We start from the raw sequence: 25266 nt of genomic DNA, 5'->3' as shown, positions 1-25266 counted from the left end.
TACTTACAATACATAATACTCATATAAATCTTCTAATACTTCTTGTGGATTTGTGCACATTCCCGGATGTGTTTTAGAACTTTGGATAATGGTACTTCTCGATGCTGTTAACCATCTAAATCTCGATGCCATATCGTACTCGCCTATACTTCCTCCTTTAGGTGCACCTGCACAAACATCTTCCCAAGCTTTTAGATAATTAGCAATAGTATCTATATCCACATCTTGTGAGAAAGCTTTTATCTTGCTCTCATCAATGTTGTATTTAATGCCAATATACCTTTTGGGTTTAGAAAAAAGCATCACACCTACATTTATAAACTCTTCCCTTTCCACCTTAGGTACCAGCCTTATCACCGCATATTCGTATGTAACTCTATCTTGCATCTGACACTTCTTTGGCTAATTTTTCGATATTTGACATTTTCGCTACGAGAAAATCGATATAAGCAGCTCGCTTCTCATCTGGTTCTAAGTCCTGAGATTTATCTTCTAACCACTCTTCTGGAATTATTGAAATAATCTCCCTGATTTTATCTTCGGTTACAGCAGCTTGAATTTCTTCCTTTGCAGCTTGTAAGCTATCTGCTTTTTTTACAAGCACATGATCTTTTACATTGGGGAATGTTCGGGTGAGATGAGACTCCCAGTTTGACCAGTTATGATGGAAATACAGACTCGCACCATGATCGATCAACCACAATTCGTTTTTCCACATCAACATGTTTGTGTTTTTCACAGTGCGATCGATATTGGTAATTAAGCTATCTAGCAAAACTACTTTTGAAGCAGTTAAACCATCTACCTCAGAAACTAGCGGATCAAAAGTTATGGCACCAGATAGGAAATGAAGCCCCAGATTTAAACCCACACTAAACTTGAGCAAATCCTGAATTTCCTCATCGGGTTCAGTTCTACTAAAAGAATCATCTAGATGCATAAATACCAGCTCAGGTACTCTTAAGCCAATTGCTCTTGCCAATTCACCACCAATTAGCTCAGCAATAAGTGCTTTTTTCCCTTGACCGGCACCTCTAAATTTTATTACATAAGGAAAGCTATCGTCTGCCATTACTATTGCCGGCATCGAACCTCCTTCTCTCAATGGTTGAATATATCGAATGACGTTAACCGCCCGAATATCAATTTTACTCATGTTTTTTAACCAGTAAAATGTTATATCCGGCAAATAAAGTCATTCCTCAATCATTTGCAAAACAAGACTGCGAGCTTAATTAATATTCCAATTCTTTAACCTCTAGCTAAAAACTTTTTTGATGGAGATTCTAACAATACCCTATCTCTAAGCTCTTCTACTTTTTCGCAGCTCAATTGCTCCATTACTTGTCTTAATTGAGTTTTAAGCAAGTGAATCGTGTGATCGCCTCCCTTCTTACCCAATGCTGAAACACCATACATAAACGACCTGCCTAAAAAAGTAAACTCTGCACCTTTGGCAATACTATTGGCAATATCGGGACCTGTACGAATGCCACTATCCATCATAATTTTAATCTGGCCTTTGTATTTCTCTACAATGGGAGCCATTGCGTTAATAGTAGAATCTGCACTATCTAATTGCCTGCCTCCGTGGTTAGAAACGATAATGCCATCTAAACCTAAAGAAATCACCTTTTCTACATCTTCTTCGCTTTCTACACCTTTTAAAACTAGCTTACCTTTCCATCTATCTCTCAGTGCTTTAATCTTCTCTTCGTTGAGTCTGCCATTAAAAGTCTTGTTCATAAACAGTCCAAGGTGTTTCATACTCATGCCTTTCGGAATGTATGGCAGTAAGGTTTTAAACTCAGGTTTGCCTGCTAGTAAAGTACTAATTGCCCAGTTCGGATTCTGCATAATCTGAATCATATTGCTGAGCGTCATTTTTGGTGGAATTGATAAACCGTTTTTGATCTCCTTAGACCTGTATCCGAAAGTGGGAACATCTGAAAGTAACACCAAAACCGGATATTCAGAATCTTCTAACCTCTGTAGCAGCTTATCTCTCAAACTGTTTTCTGCCGGATGATACAATTGAAACCAAGCATTGCCTTCTGTAATCTCAGCAATGGTTTCTATACTGGCTGTACCAACAGTACTTAATATATATGGAATATTATTTTCAAAAGCGGCTTTTGCCAAAATTTCCGAAGCATTAGGCCACATTAAACCTTGTAAGCCGATAGGAGAAATTCCGAAAGGCGCATCGTATGTCTTTCCGAAAAGCTCTGTTTGCATATCCATGCCTTTAAAGTCTTTCAGATAAACAGGCTTCATTTTTACTTTTCGGATGTCGTCTGTATTTCTTCGCTTATTGATCTCTGCATTACAACCTCCATCTAAATATTCAAAAGCAAAGCGGGGAATTCTTTTACTTGCTCTTTCTCGAAGGTAGTCTATGTCTGGGTAATTTGGATTAAATTTTTCTTTACTCATATTTAACTAATTGAAAAAAATGACCTCAAAATAGAGGTCACTTTTTAATTTACTCAATTATTTTTTTCTGGATATAAAGTAAATATGAATGAAGTTGATAACTGTACTAGGCTGTTATTCCTTTATACCTAATTGCTCTCTAAAATCGGTGCAAAGTTGGGAGAAAGATAGTTTTTTAACGGTTTACTTACCAGATAACTATTTATCTTTAAATAGCTAATAAACACTTCGTAAATATCTCTTTTCACTTTTAGCTCTTTTATAAGCAGTTTACTCTGGTAGTTTTGTTTCTTGGCTAACTGCCACACATCTAACTTAGAGTTTGGAGATGAAGTAATAAAGATTTTGTTTGAACGCTCGATTCTTTCTTTTATCAGTTCTTGCTCATTAAACAAGTGTTGTAATTTAATTTGCAGCACTTCTGACCTTTGCTTTACCAGCTCGGTAGTTTCTTTAATGTCTTGCTGCTCTTTAAGCAAATCGAATTTATCTCTATTCAAATCTGGCTTATCTGGGTTTACAATGGGTAGCCTCACACCAAGCTGAATACCTAAATGATCTTCCAAGTCATCGCCTTTGTCTGTATCGAAATTACCTTGTATGTAACCAATATTTTTGTTGGCCTCTGATTTTTTAATCTTAAGCATTTGCTCTTCTAACATCAATTTATCTTCCGCTTCTTTTACATATAGATTCTGCTCCGATTGCGACAAAGTCTCTCTAGCAATATATTCTCTAATTTGCTCAATGTCTATTATAGGAGTACTATTCCAGTAAATAGATGAATCAGTAGGCAAGTCTAAAGAAACGAGAAAATTGAGTTCTGCCAATTCCATTTTAATCTCTTCTACTTCAATCTTCATCTCACTCATATCAGACTCTATGTCTACAATATCTTCCCAATCCATAGATTGCAAATTGTTTACAGCAATGTTTTCCAACAGCTCATTATAATGTAATTCCTGCTTTTGTAGAATCTGCAAAAGTGACGAATAATAATAATGTTCTATGAGTATCTCATATCGGTTGTTCAATGCTTCATTCAAACCAATTTGGTAGTTTGTACTAATGCTACTCAATTGTTGCTTATGATAAACTTTGTTGGCTCTTATAATTGAAGGAGTAGTTGGTGTTACTCTCAATCGGTATTCGTTTAGAGAAGTATTGGCATCTTCACTACCGATTCTAAGTTCTACTCTACTCAACCAAGGCGCATTGTATGAGTTGTTATTTAAGAAGTCTAACTGTGCATGATACTTCTCTAAAGACTGGTCGTAGTAGGCTGTACTCAAGTAATACTCCATATTAAAGACAGCATCTTGAGCCAACAAACTAAAAGTGAGTTGTACACAAAACAGAAATACTAAGCTGGTTTTCATTACTCACCGTTTAAAATCACAAATACTTTCTCACCATTCAAAAAATTACTCTCATTGGGAATTCTGATGAATAATTCTCTACCCCACATGGGCACTTCGCGAAATGTTCTCAGTCTATCGGGATATTCAATAATTCTAGAACCAATCTCAAATATGTTCCCTTTAATCCTGTATTTCCTATTGGTAGATTCAACAATTACCTCTTCGCCACTTGCTACCTGAAAACTTTGTTTTTCACTCATAAGTGCTCTTATAATTGTTGGGTTATCTTCATAGACAGAGATAAGCGTGTTGTATGGGTTCACCAATTCTTCTACCTGCGCATATATATTCCCAATGGTGCCATTTACATGGGCTACTTGGATAAGCTCTTTCTCTTCATCTTCTAAAAGAGCAATTTCTTGCCTTGTTTGATTCACTGCTCTTTCCAGAATTTCATCTTCTATCGAATAAACTTGCTCTGCCTCATTCATCTCTGTATTCAGCTTTTGCTCTACATTCAACAGTTCTTTTTGCAACATATTTATCCTTTTTTCCAGATAAGATTTATCAGCATTTTTTATAGAATCTGGTAAAAGGTTAAGCACTTCCAAATTGCTAGCAAGTTGGTTATTATTTGAAATAGCTATTTTAAGCTGTTCCATTTCAATAAATATTTTTCTTTCTCTAGACTCTCTTTCCAGTTTAGATAGGTAGATCTTATTATTTTTCTCTACCTTGTTTATTTTCTGTTTAGACAGCAAAGATTGTAACTCGTTGTTAAGTCGCTCTGCATCCAATTTTAAATCTGGTCTTTCAACTTTTAATAGCTGTTCTCCCTTTTTTACATGTTGCCCAGGAACTACATAAATCTCTTTTACTTTTACAGCTTTCTGAAAACTGATTGCATGTTTTTGAGGCTCAACTTCTGCAATAATAGAAGAAGATGCATCTTTATATTTAAATGAGAAGAAACTAAGCAGTACTACAGAAATACTCCAAAATAATATCAGAAATCGTTGCTTAAACATAGTTATATCCTATTTAAAATATCTCTTCTTTCTAATCTTATATCACTTATTCCTTCTGAATGAAGAAACATATCAAAGAACTTATCTTTACCTACAGTTGTCTTTAGCGTAACAGCATACTCATACCTATTACCTCGTTTGTTGCTCGATATTTTGTTCATTCTGAAATCTTGACAAGTGCCTTGTAGCATATCTGAAACTAAGAGCGGATCTGTGCCTTCTGCCAAGGTAAATAACAATAAGAATTCTCCTGAAAGACTACTAGCTCCGTAAGATGAGATGTATAAGAGCCAAGACACTAGACAAAAAACAACTGTACCTGCTACTGCGATAGAATAACCATACACACCAGAAGCAACACCTACAGAAAGTGCCGCAAAAATAAATATGATGTTTCTGGGGTTCTCAACCCGCATTCTAAACCTGATAATGGCAATTGCGCCTATTATCCCAAACCCTGCACTTAAATTATTACCAACAGCCATTATTACCATACACGAAACAATGGAGCTCAACACCATTGCCTGAAAGAAGTTTCTGCTAAAAACAGAACCCTTGTTAGTTAAATAGTATGTATAGGCAATTGTACCTGATAAAATAAAAGACAAAATTATTGAAAACAATGCTACCTCGAAAGACGGAAATTCGAAGTAGGTCTCTTCTGTTAAATTATCAAACATCCCAATTCAATATTTTGTAACCGAAACTTAACTGAGTGTTAATTTTGTAAAAACTAACTTTGTTAGTTACACTAGGTATTATCTATTTACCTATAGAATACCGAATTAGGCCTTTTGTACTCAATAAATCTTATTTTTATTTCTTATCTAAAATTACCCTAGGTTTTAGAATCAATTATTAAGCTTTTACATGCTTTCCAATGGTATATTTAATAAATGCTATTTTGCGGTTTTTCTGGTTAATGGTAATCCAATGTTCTCCTTTCTCAAGCGATTTAGTTTTACAGATTTTAATGAGACGTTCACAATCTGCATCAGTTAGAGGAGCAATGCTTTTAAAAAACCGAATCATATTTTCCATCGAGTAATATTTTTAGTATTAGCATAAAGAAAAGAGGCCAAAACCTAAATTTTATTCGCATTTGCTAAGAAATGAACTTATTAGGCACTATTTTCCTTTAAAATATAGTTGATTAGAAGCTTTGATGTAAACAAATATTTTATATTACCGTTTGATTCAACAAGGCAATTTTGTATAATTGTTTACACACCAAAATTTAACCACTTAAATATGAATGATATCAAAAAAGTATTAAAGGCCCTTTCTGAATTTTTTTCTTCAAACAACAACAATAACTCAAAGAAAAATCGCCAACCTATGCTACAACCTGTTTATGTAAAAAGATAATAATACATAAATAGTAAAGGAAAATCACTCAATCTTCTTTTTTCAGTGTCTCTTAGAGAATATGAATTGGCATTTTGAACAAGCTAATTTTACAACCTGAAGAAAGAAGATTTTTTTATTAGGTGAAATAATGATCCATAATTTCATTTAAGATAGCCTTAGTCATCGGTTTATTTTGATAGTATTTTACTTCTTCATAAGTATCTGCCTTTTGTCTATCTTCAATATCTAAAGAAGTAGTAACCATCACTATTACGTGAGAACTCCTTACCGTTTCAGGTAACTTTCGGTATTCTTCTAGAAAATCCCAACCATTCATTCTGGGCATATTAATATCCAAAAATATTATTTCTGGTCGAGGATAAGACTCGTTTTCATTTGTATATTTTCCTGTAGCTGTGAGGTATTGCAATGCATCTTTTCCATCTAAACAAATTGCAACTTCTTCTGTAATTCCAGCTTTTTCAATTATGCGTTTATGGAAAAAATTATCATCGATATCATCATCAATAAGAAGAATTAATTTACATTTTTTAGTCATTATTTCTTAAAGAATGTTTGATGAATTTTTACAAAAAATTTACTTCCAACATCTGGTATAGATTCAACCCAAATTTCACCTTCAAATCTGCTCACAATTTTTTTACAAATAGCTAAGCCAATTCCAGTACCTTCATATTCGTGTTTGCTATGTAGCCTTTGAAATAAACCGAAAATTTTATCTATATAAGCTGTTTCTATCCCTATACCATTATCTTCTACACAAATAATCCATTCGTGAGATTCGAATTTTGCATTAATATTTAATTCTGGTATACTATCTGGCTTTTGATACTTAATTGCATTTGAGATTAAATTTAAAAACAGTTGTTTCATCTCAATAAACACTGCGCGTATAGTAGGTAGTTTTCCGACTTCAATTTTTGCTTGTGAGCATTCAAAAGCGGCATGTAAATCTTCTATTACTTCTGTAATTACTTCATTTAAATCTACGAGTGCATAATTTTCATCATTACCAGTGCGAGAAAAATTCAGCATATCGTTCAACATAAATTTCATTCTCTCAGCTGCTTTTTCAGTTCTACCAGAAAAATATTTAATATCTTCTGTAATATTATCTTCTAATTCTTCCTGAATTAAAAACAAGTAATTAGTAACTGTTTTTAAAGGTTCTTGTAAGTCGTGAGAAGCAATATAAGTAATTCGCTTAATGTCTTCTTCTAGTTGAAGCGCCTTTTTCGCTTTACGATGTAGTTCTTTAATATGAATATTTCTTCTTAATGTCTCAATAGTATCCACCTCGTATTGCTTCCATCTTTTTGAAACATTATAGTTGTGTGTTTTCCATAACTCAAAAGAGTTTTGTGGACTTAGAATTACTTCTCCATTTTCATTCGTTTCTTGAGAAAAGTCTTTTTCAGGCTTGTGCCCCCATGTAGTAGTTTCAGGTTTGGAGTACCTAAACCATAAGATATAAAAAGGATGACCTTCAGTAATTTTACAGGCCATCATACCTCCTATCTTTTTATTAATTTCTATGGCCTTTGGTAGCTCTGCAGTAAAATTATGCGAATAATAAATACTATTGCTTATACTACTACTATCTAACCAATCTGTAATTGCACTTAATTTGCTTTTTTCTGGAGTTAAACCACGCACATGAACGCCCGCAAAATCACTTATTAAAGCAACTCCATCTGCATTACAAAGACCTTCAACATCTTTAAGTCTATCTATTATTTGAAAGCTGATATCAAAATTAATATTCAGTTTTTCATGTAAGGCATTCGTTAACTTATTTAACTCTGCTGCTTTTTCTATTTTAACCTGATTTTCAATTTCTAATAGTCTCTTTACAAATACATCTACAACAATTTCACAAGTCTTTCTTGCTGCATATGAAATGCAATAAGGACTATAATTATGAAATGCGATTAAACCCCACAACTTATTATCTATTATAATTGCTAGTGTAAGTGTTGCCCTTACACCAATGTTATTCAGGTACTCAATATGTATGGGAGATGTTGCTCTTAGTTGGGCAAAAGAAAGATCGAGACGCTCATTTGCAGGATTTGCTTCTGGATTAAATTTTAACCAATGGACTTCTTTTCTAATATCCTGAATAATTCTACTCTTATTCTTTAAGAAGAGATCTCTGGCCATTTTAGGGATATCTGTAGCCGGATAATGTAGATCAAGATATGAACTTAAATGTTGTTCTTTAGCTTCTCCAACCACATGCCCATGGTAATCTTCATCAAACTTGTAAACCATCACCCTATCATATCCTGATAAGCTTTTAAATTGCTTAGCAGTTTCATCGTAAAGTTCCTCTTTAGTATTAACTCCTGACAAAAATTGACTTACATTTCTCAAGACACCAAATGGTGAAACAGGAAATAATAAGTGAGCTTCTAACTTATGTTCTAATTCTAAAATAAACTTTCCAGCATGAATGTGAATAATTACATCGAACTGTTGGTTTAAAATTTCAACTTCGTACGAATCAACAGTATTCCATTCCTTAGGAGTATTAATTTTATTAAATATAGGTTGTAGAGGTTTTGGAAGCCATTTTATAACAGGTTCTGTCCAAATTACATTTTCTTCTATATTAAAAAGATTAGGAATAGAATCACTCATTGCATATAAGTAATCTATTTTATCTAGGCTAAACACCAAAATATGTCCATGTCCCTGAATTGCAAGAGGTCTGTGAATAGGTTCTTTATCACAGTTATCAGGTGTTAGCTTAAAGTCGGGATAGAGTTTATTATACATAATTAAATACAAAAGCTAACCATGTGCACTTCTTCAATTCTAATATACTACTAATTTATGATAATAAATAAAATAAATAACAATAAATGGGGTGCTTGTAGAAGTTTATTTCAAGTTATACTTATTTAAATAAGATACTTTTTATCTTATACATTGTTATAAAAAGGTCTTAAATAATATAAAAAAAACAGCAGATGAAAACACCTGCTGCTCTTGAAAATTGATGAAATTGTTCTTCAAACTCTACTACAATCCATCTATGCCTTTAAATGTTGGCATTACTTCTTTAATGCTGCCATCTTCATTAAACTCCATTTTATCTATACAAACTTCTCTGTGGAATCCACCTGCATCTCCCATTTCAATTCCTTTTGGAAAATTGAATCTATGGTAAACTAAATACCATTCATCTGTACCCGGAATTTGTAATACAGAATTGTGTCCAGTAGCAAAAATTTCTTTCTCCTCATCTTTTTGGATAATGATGTTATTTTCTGGAATAGTAAACTCACCTAGTGGCGAATCTGAAGTTGCATAGCGCAATTTATATTTTGGACTTCTGGTATCATCTTCAGACCAAATAAAGTAATAGATGCCATTTCTGTAGATCACATATGTACCCTCTCTGTAGGTCTCATCTGGTTTTAACAATTTGATTTTCGATTTATCGAAAGACATCATGTCGTCGTTCAATTCTACACCAGCCATGTAACCATTACCCCAGTACAAATAAACCTTACCAGTTTTAGGGTCTTCAAATACATCTGGGTCAATTTCTTGTCCTCCTGTTACACCTTCTGGTTTATAATCTATTAGTGGTTCCCCTTTGTCTACAAATGGTCCTGTTGGGTTATCGGCTACAGCTACACCAATTCTTTGTCCGGCTGAAAAGTAGTAGAAATACTTGTATTCTCCATTTATTTTCTTCTCGATAATACAAGGTGCCCAAGCATTACGACTAATCCAGCTTACATCTTTTTTAAGATCGAGAATGGTTCCTTCGTCTTTCCAGTTGATTAAATCATCAGAAGAAAAAGTCTTAAAATAATAACCCGACCAGTTCATAAAACCATCTGTAGTTGGATAGATATAATATTTACCTGTTTTTTCAGAATAAAGAATATCTGGGTCTGCATAGTATCCCTCTAACACTGGATTGTGATCTTCAGAAGCGGTTACTTCAAATTTCTCCGAGCCTTTTTCATCTATGCTAATGGTGTACTCAACCGGGCCGTTGCTAAAATCTTGAGCCCCTGCTGGAGTAATTGAAAAACCTGTAAATGCTGAAAACTCAGGGTTGAATTTAGAAAGATCAGTACCGATTTTTACTGGCAAATGAATTTTCTTTTTCTTTCCATTAATGTACACATTGATCTTCTTAAGCTTTTCCGAATTTGCTGTAATAATAGGATCGTCGAAAGTAGCCCACTTTGCTAACAACCTCTTTAGTTCTGTCTGAGTAATTGGCATTACAGTACCATGCCTCGGATGGAAATTCATTTTCACATCTTCGTCAATTACTGTGAAGTTTTTAAGGTCTTTACTTTTAGTAAACTGATAACCACCTTTTGTATAAAGATCGTACATCAAAATCCATTCGTCTGAATTATTGAGCTTAAAAATACCACTGCCTTCAACAGGGTCTTTTTCTTTATCAACTCTATCGTTACTTACTAGTTTATAACCAGAAGTAAGACTATCTGAAATAGCTAGTTTAATTCCCGGTTGCCCATCTTCTGCTTTATGGAATAGGTGATATTTACCATCTTTATAGATAATATCTCCATCGATACAAGCCTTGTTGTTGCTCTCTACTGGCGGATAATACAATTGCTTAGGTGCAGATTCTAAAGCTGTAAAATCTTTATTTGCATAAGCATAATAGATTTTGTCTGGGTCTTCTCCTTGTTTCATAGAGAAGTAGATCATGTATTTACCAGTGTTTTCGTCGTAAATGGTTTGTGGTGCCCAAACGCGATACACATCACCAAACTCATCTTTATAAGTTTCTGGTATGTTTACTACTGAACTTGTCCAGTTTATCAAATCATCAGATTTCATCAACACCATGGCATAATTGCTCCATCCCATTTCTGGCACATATAAATCTGTAACTACCATATAGAAAGATTTTCCATCAGCAGTTCTTAAAATATGCGGGTCACGCACACCACCAGAAGTACTAATTTTCTTCGAATCGATAATGGCTTTATTATCATTCAGTGCTTTAAAGTTGTAACCATCTTCACTTAACGCAAAGCGTATTGCTTCTTCACCCGGACCATTTCCTGTAAAGTAGGTAAACAAGTAGGCTGTGTACTCTTCGCCACTGTTTGTATTTCCAGCACAACCTGCTAGTAAAAATAAGAAAGCTAGCAGACTAAAATATTGGTTAGTCAACATTTTGATTGATTCCTTCATGCTATAGTGTTTGTGTTTTAATTCGGATTATAGAAAATGAATAAGCTGGTAATTGATATTTCATATTTTTAGAAACCGTGATGTTGCTCTTTTCAGGAGTAGCAGTTTTATCTGTAGGGTCTCCAGTTAATATCGTTAATGCTGCATTTGTGTCTGCAATTTCGTAGGCACTTAGATCAAGTGATGAGTTTACTGAAACAGGTAACAGGTTAGCCAGTTTGATAATTAAATCGCCACTTTTACTATCTTTTACTACAGAAATACCTACTCTTTTATTTACTTCTTTGTCCTTGTTAGATAATGCAAGATTACTCGGAATGTACTGGTTTCCAGCGTTGTTACCATACATTTTTTGCACATAGTAACCTACAGTTGGATTTACTTCAGTATTATTAAAATAAATCAAATCTGGATTCCACTGTGTATGGTTTTCTTTTGCTAACAATGGCGCATAAGATGTCATTGTTACAACATCTGCATTTCTCTCTACAGAAGTAAGGTAAAGTGCTTCAGTTAAAGCCGTTTCTATATTGTTAGGTCTACCCGGTAAATGTGCTGCATATTCACCCAAATACACTTTAGATTTTGAGCGATCATACTTATCGTAATAGTCTTGGTTATTTACAAACCAACCCGGTGTTTGGTAATAATGCTCGTCTACCATAGGCACTTTTAGCTCTGTTGCAAGTTCCCAACCTTCAACATAGTCTGTTCCGCTAGAAAAAGGACCAACTGTACCGATCACCGTAATATCTGGATATTTTGCTATTACAGCATCATAAATAATTTTAAAACGCTCTTCGAAAATATCTGTAATTAAATCTTCATTTCCGATACCGATGTATTTTAGATTGAAAGGTTCTGGATGACCAGCCGCTGCACGTTTCTTTCCCCATTCTGAATTTTTGTCTCCATTTGCCCACTCAATCAAGTCGAGTACATCTTGCACATAAGCATCCATCTCAGCCATAGGAATACCTCCCTGCTGACCATAACCACCAGTAGAAGAGTTTTGACAAGGCACACCTGCTGCTAATACGGGTACTGGTTCGGCATCAATATCTTCGCAAAACTGAAAATACTCGTAATAACCCAAACCAACAGACTGGTGGTAGTTCCAGATGTTTCGTTGTTGCACTCTGGCTTCTAAAGGTCCAATGGTATTCTTCCAATCATAGATGTTATCTAAACCATCACCATGTGCTACACATCCACCCGGAAAGCGAATAAATCTAGGTTTAATATCGGCAATAGTTTGAGCCAAATCTGCTCTTAAACCATTTTCTCTACCCTTAAAGGTATTTTCTGGAAATAGAGAGATCATATCTAAAACCAACTTGCCTGTAGCTTGCGGAATTACTTCTATTTTAGCATCTGCCGCAGTTTTGCTAGCAGTTAAAGTTGCTTTGTACTTTTTCCAGTCGGTACTTACTTTTTTAACTTTTGTCTCCCCAATCACTTTTCCATCGGCATCAACCAGTCTCACCACTAAACTTTGTTTGGTACCTTCAAGCGCTTTTGCAAACACAGAGAAGTTGTATTTTTCTCCTTCTTTTACAGCAATGCCATCGTAGCCTTCATTAGATAAACCAACACCGGTTTTAGTTATGCCTAGTACGGCAAAATGCTTATTATTTGCATGAATTGGGGCTTTTGTTTCAATTTCGAATGAAATACCATCACCACTTACAGACCATGCTTTTTTAGAATTCCACGTTTTATCTCTGCCTTTTACATCACTTGGATCGTATTCAAAATCGCGGTTTTGGATTAGCTCTGCATACAAACCACCATCAGCTGCATAATTGATGTCTTCGAAGAAGATTCCAATTAATAAATCGCTAATACTTTTAGCTTTTGAAGGCTCAAGACTAATATTGGCTTCAATCGGTTCTAAATTATTATACCTTGTGCCATCTTCTGCCATTCTTTCTGAGCGCTCGCTTTGGTGAAATTTATTCCACTCTAAGTTTTTTATGAGTCCATCAATTAAATCCCACTGTACAGAATAAACTATACCTGTGTGTTTCTGTCCATTAATTTCTACTTCTTCTCTTTTACTTAAGCGTTCGCTTTCTGTAGCTGTTTTAGTAGGTGTATAAGTATGAAAATCTTTGGTAGTGGTTTTAAACAATGAAGTTTTTCCATTGTTTTCTGTCTCCCAAGTGATTAGGTAAGCACCATCTTTAGTAGAAGAAACTTCCAAGTTTTTAACATTTCCCTCGTCTACCACTTCAGGATAAGACTGGCGTCTCCACTCGTAAAGATTGTCTGATGCAGCATGCGCAAATTGTCCTACTTTATCGTTTAGCGACCATATGCAATGCCATTTGCCAGATTTATCTTTAATTAAATCTGGATTGAACATGCGCTTTTGGCTACCCCAAGTACCAAAATCTGAAAATAGGAATGTGTGTTCTGGACCAATTGCATGCCAGTTCTCTTTATCTACACTCCATGCAAGTGTTAAACCACTGCGACCTTCGTTTACCGAATAGGCAAACAGATAAGCTGAATCAGGATTAGAAAGTGTGTTGGTAAATGCAAAACTATTGGCCGCAAAAAAGAATAAAATAAGTAATACTGCAAAGAAATTTCTTTTCATTTCAATTATTGCTTTCTCGTGAAATTTTCAAATCCTAAAAAGGATGTTATTCGGTAGCAAAACTTGCTACGCCAGTTGGTGTTACTTTCTCAATGTTTCCTTGCAAATCGAAATTTAAGCTATCGATGCTTAATTCCCTAAGTATATCGCCGCTATTATCATTAATTCTGTGATAAAGGATATAATATTGGTCATTTTCTTGAAAAACAGTGTGATGACCGGGGCCTAAAGTAGTAGAATCTGACGAAGTAGATAACACCGGACTTTCTGGTCCTTCCGTCCACGGGCCGTAAGGTGAGTCTGATACCGAATATCTTACTTTATAGGTTGCATTCGTACATTTTCCATCAGAATACATCAAATAATATTTCCCATTTTCTTTTACCATAAATGGTGCTTCAAAATAGTTTGGAGGAGTAATGTCTTTAATAGTGCTTTCATCAAAAGAGATCATATCATCTTCCAATTTCACTACAAAGCAATGCCCATTTACCCAGTTTAATCCTGAACCCCAGTAAAGATAAACTTGTCCATCGTCATCTATAAATGCCTCGGCATCAATCATATGATACTCAGGAAACATATCACCTTTTATTAATGGCGTGTTGTCTTCTTTGGCATTTTTCCACGGTCCAAGTGGTGTTTCACCAACACCTGCCCAAATTTCACTTCCTACAGAAGCATACATATAAAATTTACCATCTTTACCTTGAATTACACTTGGCGCCCAAACACGAGAATCGTTAGAAGTAGGACTAGTGCATTGCTCTTTGGTTGGCCAGTTGATTTGTTTTCTTTCCCAATTGATAAAATCTTCTGACTCAAACACGGCATATTCATCACCTCCCCAAGGGTCTATAGTGGCATATACATAATATTTGCCTTCGTATTTTACTATGGATGGATCAGCAAAATATCCATCTATTACCGGATTGCTAATCATAACTGTTTCTGTTTCGGAAGTAGGTGTTTCCTCAGAGGTAGTTTGTTCTTGTTTTTTATCGCAGCTCCAAATTCCGAATAATAAACAGCCAAGTGCAACTCCGATTTGTAAGTTCTTTTTTAATTTGATCATTTTTACAGAATAGTAGTACATTAAGCAATTTCCTTTTACTAAAAATTGCTTAATGTACTGTGGTTAATAATTTACGTTTGCACCAAAAATATAAAGAAAGTGCTTAAAAAATTAATCCTGAGATACGAGTGTAATTACTGATCTCGCAGAAAGAGTTACTGCACTGCTTGCATCAACTTCTCCCATAAACCCTAGATTATTTTCGGGATTGGTCATATACATATTATAACCTTTTGGTATTTCTTTATCAATGTCTAGTTCAATGGTTTGGTCATCGTAACTAGAATTGATAATTACCACCACCACTTTATCCTGATCTGTATAAGCTGAAATTAAAATATCATCATTTGCAGTTGTTGTTGAAGTATCTACCGCTACTCTTTGCATACCCGGTCTAATAAATCGGCTATAGTTACCCATTGCCCACAACATTTTAGAATCGTAAACTCCGCCATCATCTTGACTGTTTTCAATGTATACCAAGCCATCTTTATAGTCATATGGACTTACAGCTAACCACCAATGCCAAGCATTTGCATTAGAAACAGTAAGGTCGTAATGCATCACTTTTGCAATGTAAATGGCTGGGTCCATAGTTAATACTCTGCCACCACCTTTTATAATATTGTTATCTTCTAACACACAATACTCACTCATCCAATATTCTAATTCGGGATCAGTTGCTTGAATGGTTTCTACCAAAGATTTTCTAATCTCAATCATTTGGTCTTCTGGAAAAGTTGTAAAATAACTGTGTGCTGCTACTTTTTTTGCTACATGGGTTAAATCTCCCAAATACAATTCGCTTGAAGTACTAAAGAAATCTTGGATTTGCTTGCCTCTCTCTGGTTTATCTGCTGACTCGTAGAGATAGTTGATTTTACCTGCTTCTGGAATTTCGATCTTAGTTTCTAAACCCTTGTCTGTGATAGATTGATCTAGTTCTTTTACCACTTTGTAAATCTCCGTATTTCTGTAAGAAGAACCTTCTTGACCAGCATCATCCCAGTTCCATTGTGGTTCGTTTACTGGACTGATGTAATCAAAATCGATTCCCTGAGATTTAAAATGAGCCAGCACATCAACCATAAACTCAGCAAAATCGCCAATGTGTTCTTCTTTTAAGTTGGCTTTATTATCTGGTGCTGAATAAGCTTTACCATTATTGGTATAATACACTGGAGGAGAATTGACAAAAGCTACAAATTGATCTACACCATGCTTTTGAGCTGCATCTAAAAACCAACGTTGGCCTTCTTGCTTCTCCCAGTTAAAAGTGCCGTTTTCATTTAAGAATGATTCTGCTCTTCTCCACTCATCTTTAATATCGCTATCATCTCCTTGCTCTGCCGAACCTGCACCAATATTAAATCTCCATAATGAAAGACCTATTCCGAGTGGGTTGCCATTTTCATCAAACTCAGTACTGAATAGCAAATCGGCTATCTTGTTTCGCTTTTCCATTGGCCAGTTTTTTCCTACAAACTGGCAAGCCCATGCGTCTGAAGCACCAAAGTTTTTAATTACTTGTTTTGTATCTGAAAGCTTAATCTGATAAGCTCCTTCTGTGGTTTTTACTTCAGCTGTTTCTTGTTTATCGCATCCTGATAATATGGTGAAAAACATGGCTAAAAAAAGCCATGCTGTATATTTAGTTTTCATTATTTTTCTGTCTGTTGAGTTAGGTTATTTGTCTTTTTGCCTTTTTCGGGCAGATTATTTTCATCTACACCAAGAGGACTTAATGTAAAGCTGTAGGTATACTCTTTATCGAATAATTTATACTTATCCATTGTATGATTTCCCCAGCTATTATCGCCTCCAACACCCATTTGTCTCAAATCTATTCTCAATTGTACAAAATCCATCGCTTTAATTTCATAAGGATGTTTCATACCTTCCAATTGTTTGTGATCAAATGGGAAAACACCCATTTCAAGTGGCTGATTACCACTTTGACTTTCAGACTGATTACCTGCAATTCCACCGGCAATCATTAAACCTTTGCCTGCATTATTTCTAAGTGCAGCCCATCTCACATCCGTTTTGTTTCCACTTTCTTGCGGAGTCATATACGGAGTATATTGATCCATAACTTTCCCAGAATACAAACCTACTTTAATACCAGATTTTCTATCCCAGTAAGATTCTTGAGGACCTCTACCCATCCATACAAAATTCTCTAAATCAGCCGGAGCTGCTAGTTGCATCCCAATTCTTGGAATTTCACCTTCTACATTTCCCTTTAAGAAATTGTAATCTACCTTGATATCGCCATTGGCAAAAAATGTATAAGTGAGGTTTAATTGACCTATACCATTATCGTAGCTTGAACTGGTAATTAGCTGCAATTGCTGATCGCTAATTTTCTCAACTTTAATATCACTCAACTTTCTGTGCTCTTCGGTATTTCTCCAAATAGCTAGTCTCTCTCCCATTTTGTTACCAGTATCGTTTGAGGTTGGTGTTCTCCAAAAATCTGGCGCTAATGGTCTTCTTAATAGAGATTTGCTATCGAAGTTGTATTCTGTGATCAAACCTGTTTTCTTATTCACAACCGCAGAAAATGTCTTACCCAGAATGAAATATTTCTCAGGAGTTTCTTCTAATGAAAGCGTTAAACCTGCTGGTAATTCTTGCGGTACAGCCGGCTCGTAAATAGGCAATACTAATTGCTCAGTTGCTACTACATGATTTTTTGCAAGAGCCAATGATGCTTCTTTTCTGCTTGCTGTAAAGTTGATGAAATACTCAGTACCCGGAGTAGCTTCTACTTGAGCGAGTGGAATGCTTACCTCTACAGATTCACCCGGCTTCACTGTTTTATATAACTTAATTGAACCTTCTTTTACAACTTTGCCATCTGCCATTACTTCCCATTTAAAATCGAAAGTATCCAGATTAGTAAAGTAATAATGGTTTTCAATTTTGAATTTACCTGCTTCTAAATTTTCAGGTTTGAATTTGATGTACTGATAAACTTTCTTTAACTCCCAAAGTGCTGGCTTAGGCGTTCTGTCTGGAAATACTATTCCATTATGGCAAAAGTCTCCATCGCTCGGCACATCTACTGGACCAAAGTCTCCACCATAAGCCCAGAATTTTTCGCCAGAAGGTGTAGTTTTTAACATACCTTGGTCTACCCAATCCCAGATAAAACCACCTTGTAGTTCAGGGTGTTTCTCAATGGTTTCCCAATAGTCTACTAAGTTACCATTGCTATTACCCATTGCGTGAGAATACTCACACATAATCAAAGGGCGACCATCTTTTCTGGCAACATACTTTTCTAAATCAGCCACTGTATGATACATCGGAGTAACAATATCAGTAAACGGATCTACCCAAGCTTGCTCATACTGCACTGGACGAGTGCCATCTATGGTTTTTAATAAATTATAAGTGGTTTTAAAATTCTCTCCAAAGCCTGCCTCATTACCTAAAGACCAAATTACAATTGAAGGATGGTTTTTGTCTCTTTCGAACATTCTAGTTGTTCTGTCTACATGCGCATTTTTCCACTCATGAGCATTAGACGTAACTGTGTTGAATCTGTAACCATAATCACCTTTCCAAGGAGTATTAAGCCCGTGTGCTTCTATGTTTACTTCATCAATCACATATAAACCATACATGTCGCATAGCTCATACCATTTCGGGTGGTTCGGGTAGTGGCTAGAACGAACTGCATTCACGTTGAACTCCTTCATGAGTTTAATGTCTTTGATCATGTCTTCTATCTTAATTACATGACCTTCTACCGGATCGTGCTCATGTCTGTTTACCCCTTTTACCAACACATACTTTCCGTTGATCATAAACTGACCATTCTTAATCTCAGAAGTTCTAAAACCTATTTTCTTCGAAATTATCTCTGTGGTATTGCCTTTACTGTCGGTCAATACCAATAACATATCGTAAAGATTTGGGCTCTCTGCACTCCATTTCTTTGGAGCTTCTATCATCTCATTAAATTTGATATCGGCAGATGATCTACCTTTTAAAGAAACCTCTTTGGTATAAACTATCTCTTGTCCGCTTTTTCCAGACTCTTTAATTTTTACATCTACCTTACCATTAAAAGATTTTCTTGCTGTGTTTTTTAAGCTAACAGTAAGATCAAAAGTACCATTTGTATAAGCCTCATCTAAACCTGCTTTTACAAAGTAATCGGCAATTCTCATTTTTTCACGATTGTATAAATAAACATCTCTCTCGATTCCGCTCAGTCTCCAAAAATCTTGGCTTTCTAAATAACTACCATCGCACCATCTGTATACTTCTACTGCCAAAAGGTTTTCACCTTCTTGCAAGTATTTATTTATATGAAACTCTACTGGAGTTTTGCTGTCTTCGCTGTAGCCTACTTTTTCTCCGTTAATCCACACGTAAAATGCAGAATTTACTGCACCAAAGTGCATAATAATGTCTTTTTCTTCCCAACCTGCGGGAACGGTAAAGGTTGTTCTATATGAACCTACCGGATTATATTCCTTTTGAATATTAGGAATATCTGATTTAAATGGGTAATTCACGTTAGCGTAAATTGGTACCCCATAACCGTGCATTTGCCAATCTCCCGGCACTACCATTTCTCCCCATTTGGCATCGTCAAAATCTTTTTTGTAAAAGGCTACAGGTCTTAATGATGGATTGTAACTCCAATTAAATTTCCAGTTTCCATTTAAAGACTTGTAATTTGGTGATTTGGCAAAATCGTAAGATAGCGCAGAAGCTTCATCTTTAAAAGGCATTAAAGTGGTATGAGGCTCTTCAGTATTTGTGCTAACTACAGTAGGGTTTTGCCATTCTGGCACTTGCTGGCTAAAAGTATGATGTGAAGTTATGATAGCAAATAGAAAGATTACTACGAAGTGGGTTTTAGTGTGTAATCGGACAAGGTTCTGTTTGCCTTGATGGATCAGAGTTTTCATCATGTTCTTATAGTTTTGGTAATTTACTTTCTTTCATAAAAATAAAGGCAATGCACTAATTTAGTACACTGCCTTACTACTCTGATTAATAATTAGGATTTTGTTCTAATAAATCTCCGGATGACTGTATCTCAGCTCTTGGTATTGGTAACCAATAATGTTGTTCTGAAAAACTTTTACCATCAAGCGCTACTTTTCTTGTGTAAGTAAACTCATCACCATCCTGAGTAATGGAAATACCATAAGCGTCTTCGTTTTCTGTTTCCATCGCAATTTCCCATCTTCTCACATCATAATAGCGATGTTCTTCAAAAGCCAACTCAACTTGTCTCTCTCTCATAATTGCCTCACGCATTTGGTCTTGAGATAAACCAGTTGTTAGTTCTGGCATTCCAGCACGAGCTCTTATTTGGTTAATCGCATCATACACGGTTGCATCTGGACCAACAGATTCGTTTTGTGCTTCTGCATAGTTTAATAATATTTCTGCATACCTCATGTAAATCCAAGGTTGCGTACCTGCTACATCCCAAGGGTTTGAGATTGGTAAGTCTTCATCAATAAATTTACGTAGATAGTAACCTGTTTTAGAAGTATTCCAGTTATCATTACCATCTTGGCTATCTTGTCCACCTGGCTCGAAAGTTTCTATTTCGCGGCCTCTGTATTCTGCTCCATTGTAAAGAATTGAAGCATAAAAACGAGGGTCACGGTTTTCGTAAGGAGCACTTGTATGCTCTGGGTTATTCCAATCGAACTCAGTTGCAGTAGTTCCATCTTCACTCACAATTTCGTAAGCATCTACCAAGTTTTGAAGCGGAGTGTTACCTCCCCAACCGCCGTAACCGTTAGGTCCGTTAGAGATTTCTAAACATACGTGGCGAGTACCAATTGCATATAATCTTTCGAATATGATCTCACTGCTGTTTTCGTCAAGGAAAAGTGAAGCGTAATCTCCATGTAGGCTGTATAAACCTAAATCCATTACATCTTTAGCAGCAGTAGCAGCTTCTGCCCAAGTACCAGTGCTATATAACGGACTAGCAGCATACAATAATAATCTTGATTTTAATGCTAATGCAGCGCCTTTAGTAGCACGACCTAATCCCCAACTGTCTGATGTAGAAGATGGTAAGTCTGCTGCAGCTTCATCTAGTTGTGCTACTGCATACTCTATACTTTCTGCTAATGAAGCTCTTTCGAATAAAGAAGCATCTGTAAGATCATCGCTAAGTTCGTAAACTTCATCTCCCATTAAAACTACACCACCATAATTTCTGATTAGGTCTTGGTATCTATAAGCTCTGATAAATTTAAGCTCTGCAATAAGAATTTCCTTACCATAATCACTCATTGGCACTTCATTAATATTCTGCAAACCATAGTTACACTCACGAATACTTCTGTAACTTCTAGACCAGATAGTACCTGCAATACCTGTGTTTTCTGGAGATAACTGACCTCTCTGAATTAGCCAAGTGTTATCATCATTGGTATACATTGACTCATCTGTAATTGAAGACCAAAGGCCATATTCAAAACCTCTACCAAAACCTGGAGGTGTTCCTTCTGCTTCTTTATCTTGTAATTTCACCCCCATATAGCGGTTAATTACGTATGCTTCGAACAGCGTAGAGTCAGCCAGGATAGCATCATCCGAAATCCTGTCTGTTGCTGTTACATCTAAAAAATCTTCTTTGCAACTTGAGAACATGCTCAAAAATGCAAGGGCAATTATATATCTTAATTTATTTTTAAATAACATATCTTTCGTAGTTTAAAACTGAACATTCACACCAAGATTGATAATTCTCTGTTGCGGATAGAACTGTCCGCTCTCACTTGTACCTTCCGGATCAAAATCTTCTAACTTAGTGATCGTAAACAAGTTAAATGCACTTGCCTGAATTCTTAAAGCTGCGATTTTTGCTTTTGAAAGTATTGCTTCAGGTACATTGTAACCTATTGATATGTTTTTCAATCTTAAGAATGCATTGTCGTACAACCAGAAGTTGTTTTTGTATAAACCTCCATTGATTGATGAAGATGCTCTGGTATCTACTCTTGGGTAAGAACCACCTGTATTGGTTGGGCTCCATCTGTTATCTGCCCAGCTGCTGTAGAAGTTACCTACTGTACCAGACTCAGGTAAGATGTATTGGTTCACTCTGTCTTGTCCTGCGAAAAGTATTGCTACGTCGAAGTTTTTCCAACCACCAGTAATATTGATACCGTAAGTGATTTGTGGTAAGTTTCCGTATTTTGTTCTTACCATGTCATCTGCAGTAATCTCTCCGTCTTCGTCGTAATCTTCGTAAATTAAATCACCAACTTGAGTACTAGAAAGGTGCGGATATGCATCTAAATCTTCTTCTGTTCTAAAAATACCTAGTACATTATATAATAGATAAGTATTTAAAGAGCGACCAGTTTGTTGCTGATAATCTAATACTGAAGAAGCTTCATCGATAAACTCGATTTTACTTTTTGCATAAGTTAAGTTAGCAGAAACGCTATACCAGAAATTCTCTTTGTTTTGCTTGTAACCAAGCGTAGTTTCTATACCATTGCTGTTTACTTTACCAATGTTTTCATCAGGAACTAATGTACTTCCATCGTATGGGTTTACAATACCAGAAACTCCCGGAATTGATGCATTTCTAGCAGTAAGAATATCAGATCTGTTTTGCTGGAAATAAATAAATTCTAATGAAATATTTCTGAATAATGTCGCATTAATACCAACGTCGGTTTTCTTTGCTACCTCCCAAGTAATTGCTGGGTTACCCAATTTAGTAAGGTCTACACCTGAAACAGCTACTCCATCAATTACATATGAGTTATTGAATGAATAGTTGTTGTAAAACTGGAATGGATCAACGTTATCGTTACCAAGCTGACCGTAAGAAGCTCTAATTTTTAAATCGTTGATAAAGTTTACGCTATTAGAAAACCACTCTTCTTCTGAGATTCTCCAACCAGCAGAAATTGCAGGGAAATAACCGTATCTGTTATCTGCTGGGAAAATAGAAGAACCATCAACCCTTAACTGTACCTCTGCCAGATATTTTTCATTATAGTTGTAAGCTAATTTACCAATAAAACTTCTTCTATTGTAATTGTAGCTACTACCACTGTTATCACTGTCTGATGTAGCTGCACCACCTTGAGTTAACTCAGGAGTTTCTACAGTCGGATAGTTTAATCTTGTAGCATCAAAAGTTTCTCTGTGATATGTACTTTGCTCATAAGCAATAAAAGAATTGATATAGTGATCTCCAAAGTATCTATCAAAGTTTAGTTTGATGTTTTGGGTAATTTGCGATATGTTTTCTTGTGCCTCAACTAATTTACCTGCATCGTTAGAACCACCAGTAGTTACTGCTGAGTAAGTATCTGTATCACTATCATAAGTATAAAGTGAATATGGTTGAGAGAAAGTTTTTGTGAAATTCCAAGTTTTATCAACTGAATAAAAACCATCTACAGATAATCCATCTACCCAAGGGATGTAGTATTTCGCTTTTAAAATACCATTGAATATTTGAGTTGGATTTTGGCTAGTACCTCCAGCATCTGTTACCATCATTACTGGATTATTTCTTTCAACTCCAATAGATGGTAAACCATTTGGATAAACATCAATCACTGTAGGATAAGCTCTATATATAGATCTAAAAATATCACCAGCTCCAGAAGTAGGATAAATTCTGTCTTCTTCTCTACCATTCAATAACAAACCTACACTAAAATCTTCTGTGATGTTTGCATCTATATTTGATCTGAAACTGTATTGATTGTACTCTGTTACACCGTCTTTATAAAGACCTTCCTGAGCTAATTTACCAAGTGATACAAAGTATTTTACATTTTCAGAACCACCTCTAACTGATACGTTATGTTGCTGCTGAAGAGAAGTTTTCTTTAATGTTGCATCAGCCCAGTCTGTATTTGGATAGTTGATTGGATCAGAACCATCTGCAAATTTTTGAATTTCATCTTCAGTATATGCCTGATTTAAACCACCATCTTTATTGTTATAATAAGCTATCTCATTTTGCAATGTAGCAAATGTGGCAGCATCTGCCATATCTGGTAATCTCGTTGGTGAGTTAAAGCCTATGTTATAGCTATAATCGATACGTGGTTTGCCTTGCTCTCCTTTTTTCGTAGTTACTAGAATTACACCGTTTGCCGCTCTACTACCATATACTGCAGCAGAAGCATCTTTTAATACAGATACACTTTCTATATCATTTGGGTTAAGTCTGCTTAAACCTCCAAGCTGTCCTGGAACTCCATCAATTACTACTAATACATCGGTGTTACCAGTTGTAGCAATTCCTCTAATGTAGATATTACTGTCATCGTAACCTGGTTCACCAGAACTGTTATTAGAAATAACACCAGAAAAACGACCTGCTAAAGAGTTAGAAACGTTTGCTTGCGGGCTTTTTACTATGTCTTTACCTTTTACCTGAGAAATCGAACCTGTTAAGGTTTCTTTTTTCTGTTGGCCATAACCAACTACAACAATCTCATCCAGTTGTTCAACATCTGGTTGTAATGTTATTTGTATATTAGTTTGACTACCAACTGTTATTTCCTGAGGGGTATAGCCTATGTAGCTAAATTGTAGAATTGCTTCGCTTGATGCTGCTATTTTAAAATTGCCATCGAAATCGGTTGTAGTACCAGTGCTGGTACCTTTAATTATTATGCTCACTCCCGGTAGCGGTTCGCCATCTTCTGCCAAAACTTGTCCGGTTATGTTTTCCTGTGCATAGGTTGCTACATGCACAGCCATCAGAAGCAGTAACACAAGCTGCTTCCTCAATAAGGATAGAACTGTTTTCAAATTCATACTTTTGGTTAAATTTCAATTTACATTTTGCTCAGATCTGATGGAACAAATGTAGATTTCTGCTTTCACAAAGAGGGGAACATATCATTCATTCTACATACACAAATGGTTCATTTTGCATTAATATTGACTTAGAATGAAGCTTTATGCTCAATAATAGGTTTCTTTTGCTTCATATTGAAAATTACTCCGTGGTTACTTTGTTAACTAAAAAAATTAGAGTTATCTACCCTAAGAATACTCATAGATTAAGAAAGTATATCTTTGTAATCCAGTTTAAAAATTATTAAATAATAAAATGAATTTTTCATCCGGCTACAACATTTAATAAGCACAGATAAACTCATTACTATTCACTAATAATAAATATAGAAATGAAAATATCTTTAT

The 25266-nt window shown here is 35.5% G+C and carries 16 protein-coding genes; all 16 read right to left on the bottom strand.

Annotation, left to right across the window (positions count from 1 at the left end):
* Positions 1–3: 3 nt before the first annotated feature.
* Positions 4–387 carry a DUF3037 domain-containing protein gene (locus OQ292_RS26635; RefSeq protein WP_284687350.1) on the bottom strand — a complete coding sequence of 128 codons (384 nt, stop codon included), beginning with the start codon at positions 385–387 and terminating at the stop codon, positions 4–6.
* Positions 377–1156, bottom strand: a complete 780-nt coding sequence (locus OQ292_RS26630; RefSeq protein WP_284687349.1) for a HipA family kinase — start codon at positions 1154–1156, stop codon at positions 377–379. Before OQ292_RS26630 ends, OQ292_RS26635 begins: the two co-directional genes overlap by 11 nt.
* 95 nt (positions 1157–1251) lie before the next feature.
* On the bottom strand, positions 1252–2436 hold the full coding sequence (locus OQ292_RS26625; RefSeq protein WP_284687348.1) for an alpha-hydroxy acid oxidase: 1185 nt from the start codon (positions 2434–2436) through the stop codon (positions 1252–1254).
* 128 nt (positions 2437–2564) lie between these two features.
* On the bottom strand, positions 2565–3815 hold the full coding sequence (locus tag OQ292_RS26620; RefSeq protein WP_284687347.1) for a hypothetical protein: 1251 nt from the start codon (positions 3813–3815) through the stop codon (positions 2565–2567).
* The gene (locus OQ292_RS26615; protein WP_284687346.1) at positions 3815–4825 is read right to left on the bottom strand and encodes an HlyD family secretion protein; all 1011 of its coding nucleotides are present in this window, start codon (positions 4823–4825) and stop codon (positions 3815–3817) included. Before OQ292_RS26615 ends, OQ292_RS26620 begins: the two co-directional genes overlap by 1 nt.
* Before the next feature lie 2 nt (positions 4826–4827).
* Positions 4828–5505: a DUF4956 domain-containing protein gene (locus tag OQ292_RS26610; protein WP_284687345.1), complete on the bottom strand. Its 678-nt coding sequence runs from the start codon at positions 5503–5505 to the stop codon at positions 4828–4830.
* 178 nt (positions 5506–5683) lie between these two features.
* Positions 5684–5866 carry a hypothetical protein gene (locus OQ292_RS26605; RefSeq protein ID WP_284687344.1) on the bottom strand — a complete coding sequence of 61 codons (183 nt, stop codon included), beginning with the start codon at positions 5864–5866 and terminating at the stop codon, positions 5684–5686.
* A gap of 445 nt (positions 5867–6311) precedes the next feature.
* Positions 6312–6734, bottom strand: a complete 423-nt coding sequence (locus OQ292_RS26600) for a response regulator (protein ID WP_284687343.1) — start codon at positions 6732–6734, stop codon at positions 6312–6314.
* Positions 6734–8977 carry an ATP-binding protein gene (locus OQ292_RS26595; RefSeq protein ID WP_284687342.1) on the bottom strand — a complete coding sequence of 748 codons (2244 nt, stop codon included), beginning with the start codon at positions 8975–8977 and terminating at the stop codon, positions 6734–6736. The genes OQ292_RS26600 and OQ292_RS26595 overlap by 1 nt, the downstream gene beginning before the upstream one ends.
* Positions 8978–9223: 246 nt before the next feature.
* Positions 9224–11398 (bottom strand): glycoside hydrolase family 43 protein, encoded by a 2175-nt coding sequence (locus OQ292_RS26590; protein ID WP_284687341.1) that lies wholly within the window; start codon positions 11396–11398, stop codon positions 9224–9226.
* A 1-nt stretch (position 11399) separates the two neighbouring features.
* A complete protein-coding gene (locus tag OQ292_RS26585; protein ID WP_284687340.1) occupies positions 11400–14003 on the bottom strand; it encodes an alpha-L-arabinofuranosidase C-terminal domain-containing protein in 2604 nt (867 codons plus the stop codon).
* Between the two features lie 46 nt (positions 14004–14049).
* Complete coding sequence (locus OQ292_RS26580; protein ID WP_284687339.1) at positions 14050–15078, bottom strand: family 43 glycosylhydrolase; 1029 nt, start codon at positions 15076–15078, stop codon at positions 14050–14052.
* Between the two features lie 111 nt (positions 15079–15189).
* The gene (locus OQ292_RS26575) at positions 15190–16740 is read right to left on the bottom strand and encodes a glycoside hydrolase (protein WP_284687338.1); all 1551 of its coding nucleotides are present in this window, start codon (positions 16738–16740) and stop codon (positions 15190–15192) included.
* Complete coding sequence (lacZ, locus tag OQ292_RS26570) at positions 16740–20015, bottom strand: beta-galactosidase, LacZ type (protein WP_284687337.1); 3276 nt, start codon at positions 20013–20015, stop codon at positions 16740–16742. Before lacZ ends, OQ292_RS26575 begins: the two co-directional genes overlap by 1 nt.
* 82 nt (positions 20016–20097) lie before the next feature.
* Positions 20098–21777 (bottom strand): RagB/SusD family nutrient uptake outer membrane protein, encoded by a 1680-nt coding sequence (locus tag OQ292_RS26565; protein WP_284687336.1) that lies wholly within the window; start codon positions 21775–21777, stop codon positions 20098–20100.
* 12 nt (positions 21778–21789) lie between these two features.
* Positions 21790–24876, bottom strand: a complete 3087-nt coding sequence (locus tag OQ292_RS26560; RefSeq protein ID WP_284687335.1) for a SusC/RagA family TonB-linked outer membrane protein — start codon at positions 24874–24876, stop codon at positions 21790–21792.
* Positions 24877–25266: the final 390 nt, after the last annotated feature.

The sequence above is a fragment of the Chondrinema litorale genome (assembly GCF_026250525.1).
Lineage (GTDB): Bacteria > Bacteroidota > Bacteroidia > Cytophagales > Flammeovirgaceae > Chondrinema > Chondrinema litorale.
This window is presented reverse-complemented; position numbering and strand designations above follow the sequence as displayed.

Excerpts from the sequence above, each read along its gene's own strand:
- OQ292_RS26635 (WP_284687350.1), bottom strand. The coding sequence starts at position 387 with ATGCAAGATAGAGTTACATACGAATATGCGGTGATAAGGCTGGTACCT.
- OQ292_RS26630 (WP_284687349.1), bottom strand. The coding sequence starts at position 1,156 with ATGAGTAAAATTGATATTCGGGCGGTTAACGTCATTCGATATATTCAA.
- OQ292_RS26625 (WP_284687348.1), bottom strand. The coding sequence starts at position 2,436 with ATGAGTAAAGAAAAATTTAATCCAAATTACCCAGACATAGACTACCTT.
- OQ292_RS26620 (WP_284687347.1), bottom strand. The coding sequence starts at position 3,815 with ATGAAAACCAGCTTAGTATTTCTGTTTTGTGTACAACTCACTTTTAGT.
- OQ292_RS26615 (WP_284687346.1), bottom strand. The coding sequence starts at position 4,825 with ATGTTTAAGCAACGATTTCTGATATTATTTTGGAGTATTTCTGTAGTA.
- OQ292_RS26610 (WP_284687345.1), bottom strand. The coding sequence starts at position 5,505 with ATGTTTGATAATTTAACAGAAGAGACCTACTTCGAATTTCCGTCTTTC.
- OQ292_RS26605 (WP_284687344.1), bottom strand. The coding sequence starts at position 5,866 with ATGGAAAATATGATTCGGTTTTTTAAAAGCATTGCTCCTCTAACTGAT.
- OQ292_RS26600 (WP_284687343.1), bottom strand. The coding sequence starts at position 6,734 with ATGACTAAAAAATGTAAATTAATTCTTCTTATTGATGATGATATCGAT.
- OQ292_RS26595 (WP_284687342.1), bottom strand. The coding sequence starts at position 8,977 with ATGTATAATAAACTCTATCCCGACTTTAAGCTAACACCTGATAACTGT.
- OQ292_RS26590 (WP_284687341.1), bottom strand. The coding sequence starts at position 11,398 with ATGAAGGAATCAATCAAAATGTTGACTAACCAATATTTTAGTCTGCTA.
- OQ292_RS26585 (WP_284687340.1), bottom strand. The coding sequence starts at position 14,003 with ATGAAAAGAAATTTCTTTGCAGTATTACTTATTTTATTCTTTTTTGCG.
- OQ292_RS26580 (WP_284687339.1), bottom strand. The coding sequence starts at position 15,078 with ATGATCAAATTAAAAAAGAACTTACAAATCGGAGTTGCACTTGGCTGT.
- OQ292_RS26575 (WP_284687338.1), bottom strand. The coding sequence starts at position 16,740 with ATGAAAACTAAATATACAGCATGGCTTTTTTTAGCCATGTTTTTCACC.
- lacZ (WP_284687337.1), bottom strand. The coding sequence starts at position 20,015 with ATGATGAAAACTCTGATCCATCAAGGCAAACAGAACCTTGTCCGATTA.
- OQ292_RS26565 (WP_284687336.1), bottom strand. The coding sequence starts at position 21,777 with ATGTTATTTAAAAATAAATTAAGATATATAATTGCCCTTGCATTTTTG.
- OQ292_RS26560 (WP_284687335.1), bottom strand. The coding sequence starts at position 24,876 with ATGAATTTGAAAACAGTTCTATCCTTATTGAGGAAGCAGCTTGTGTTA.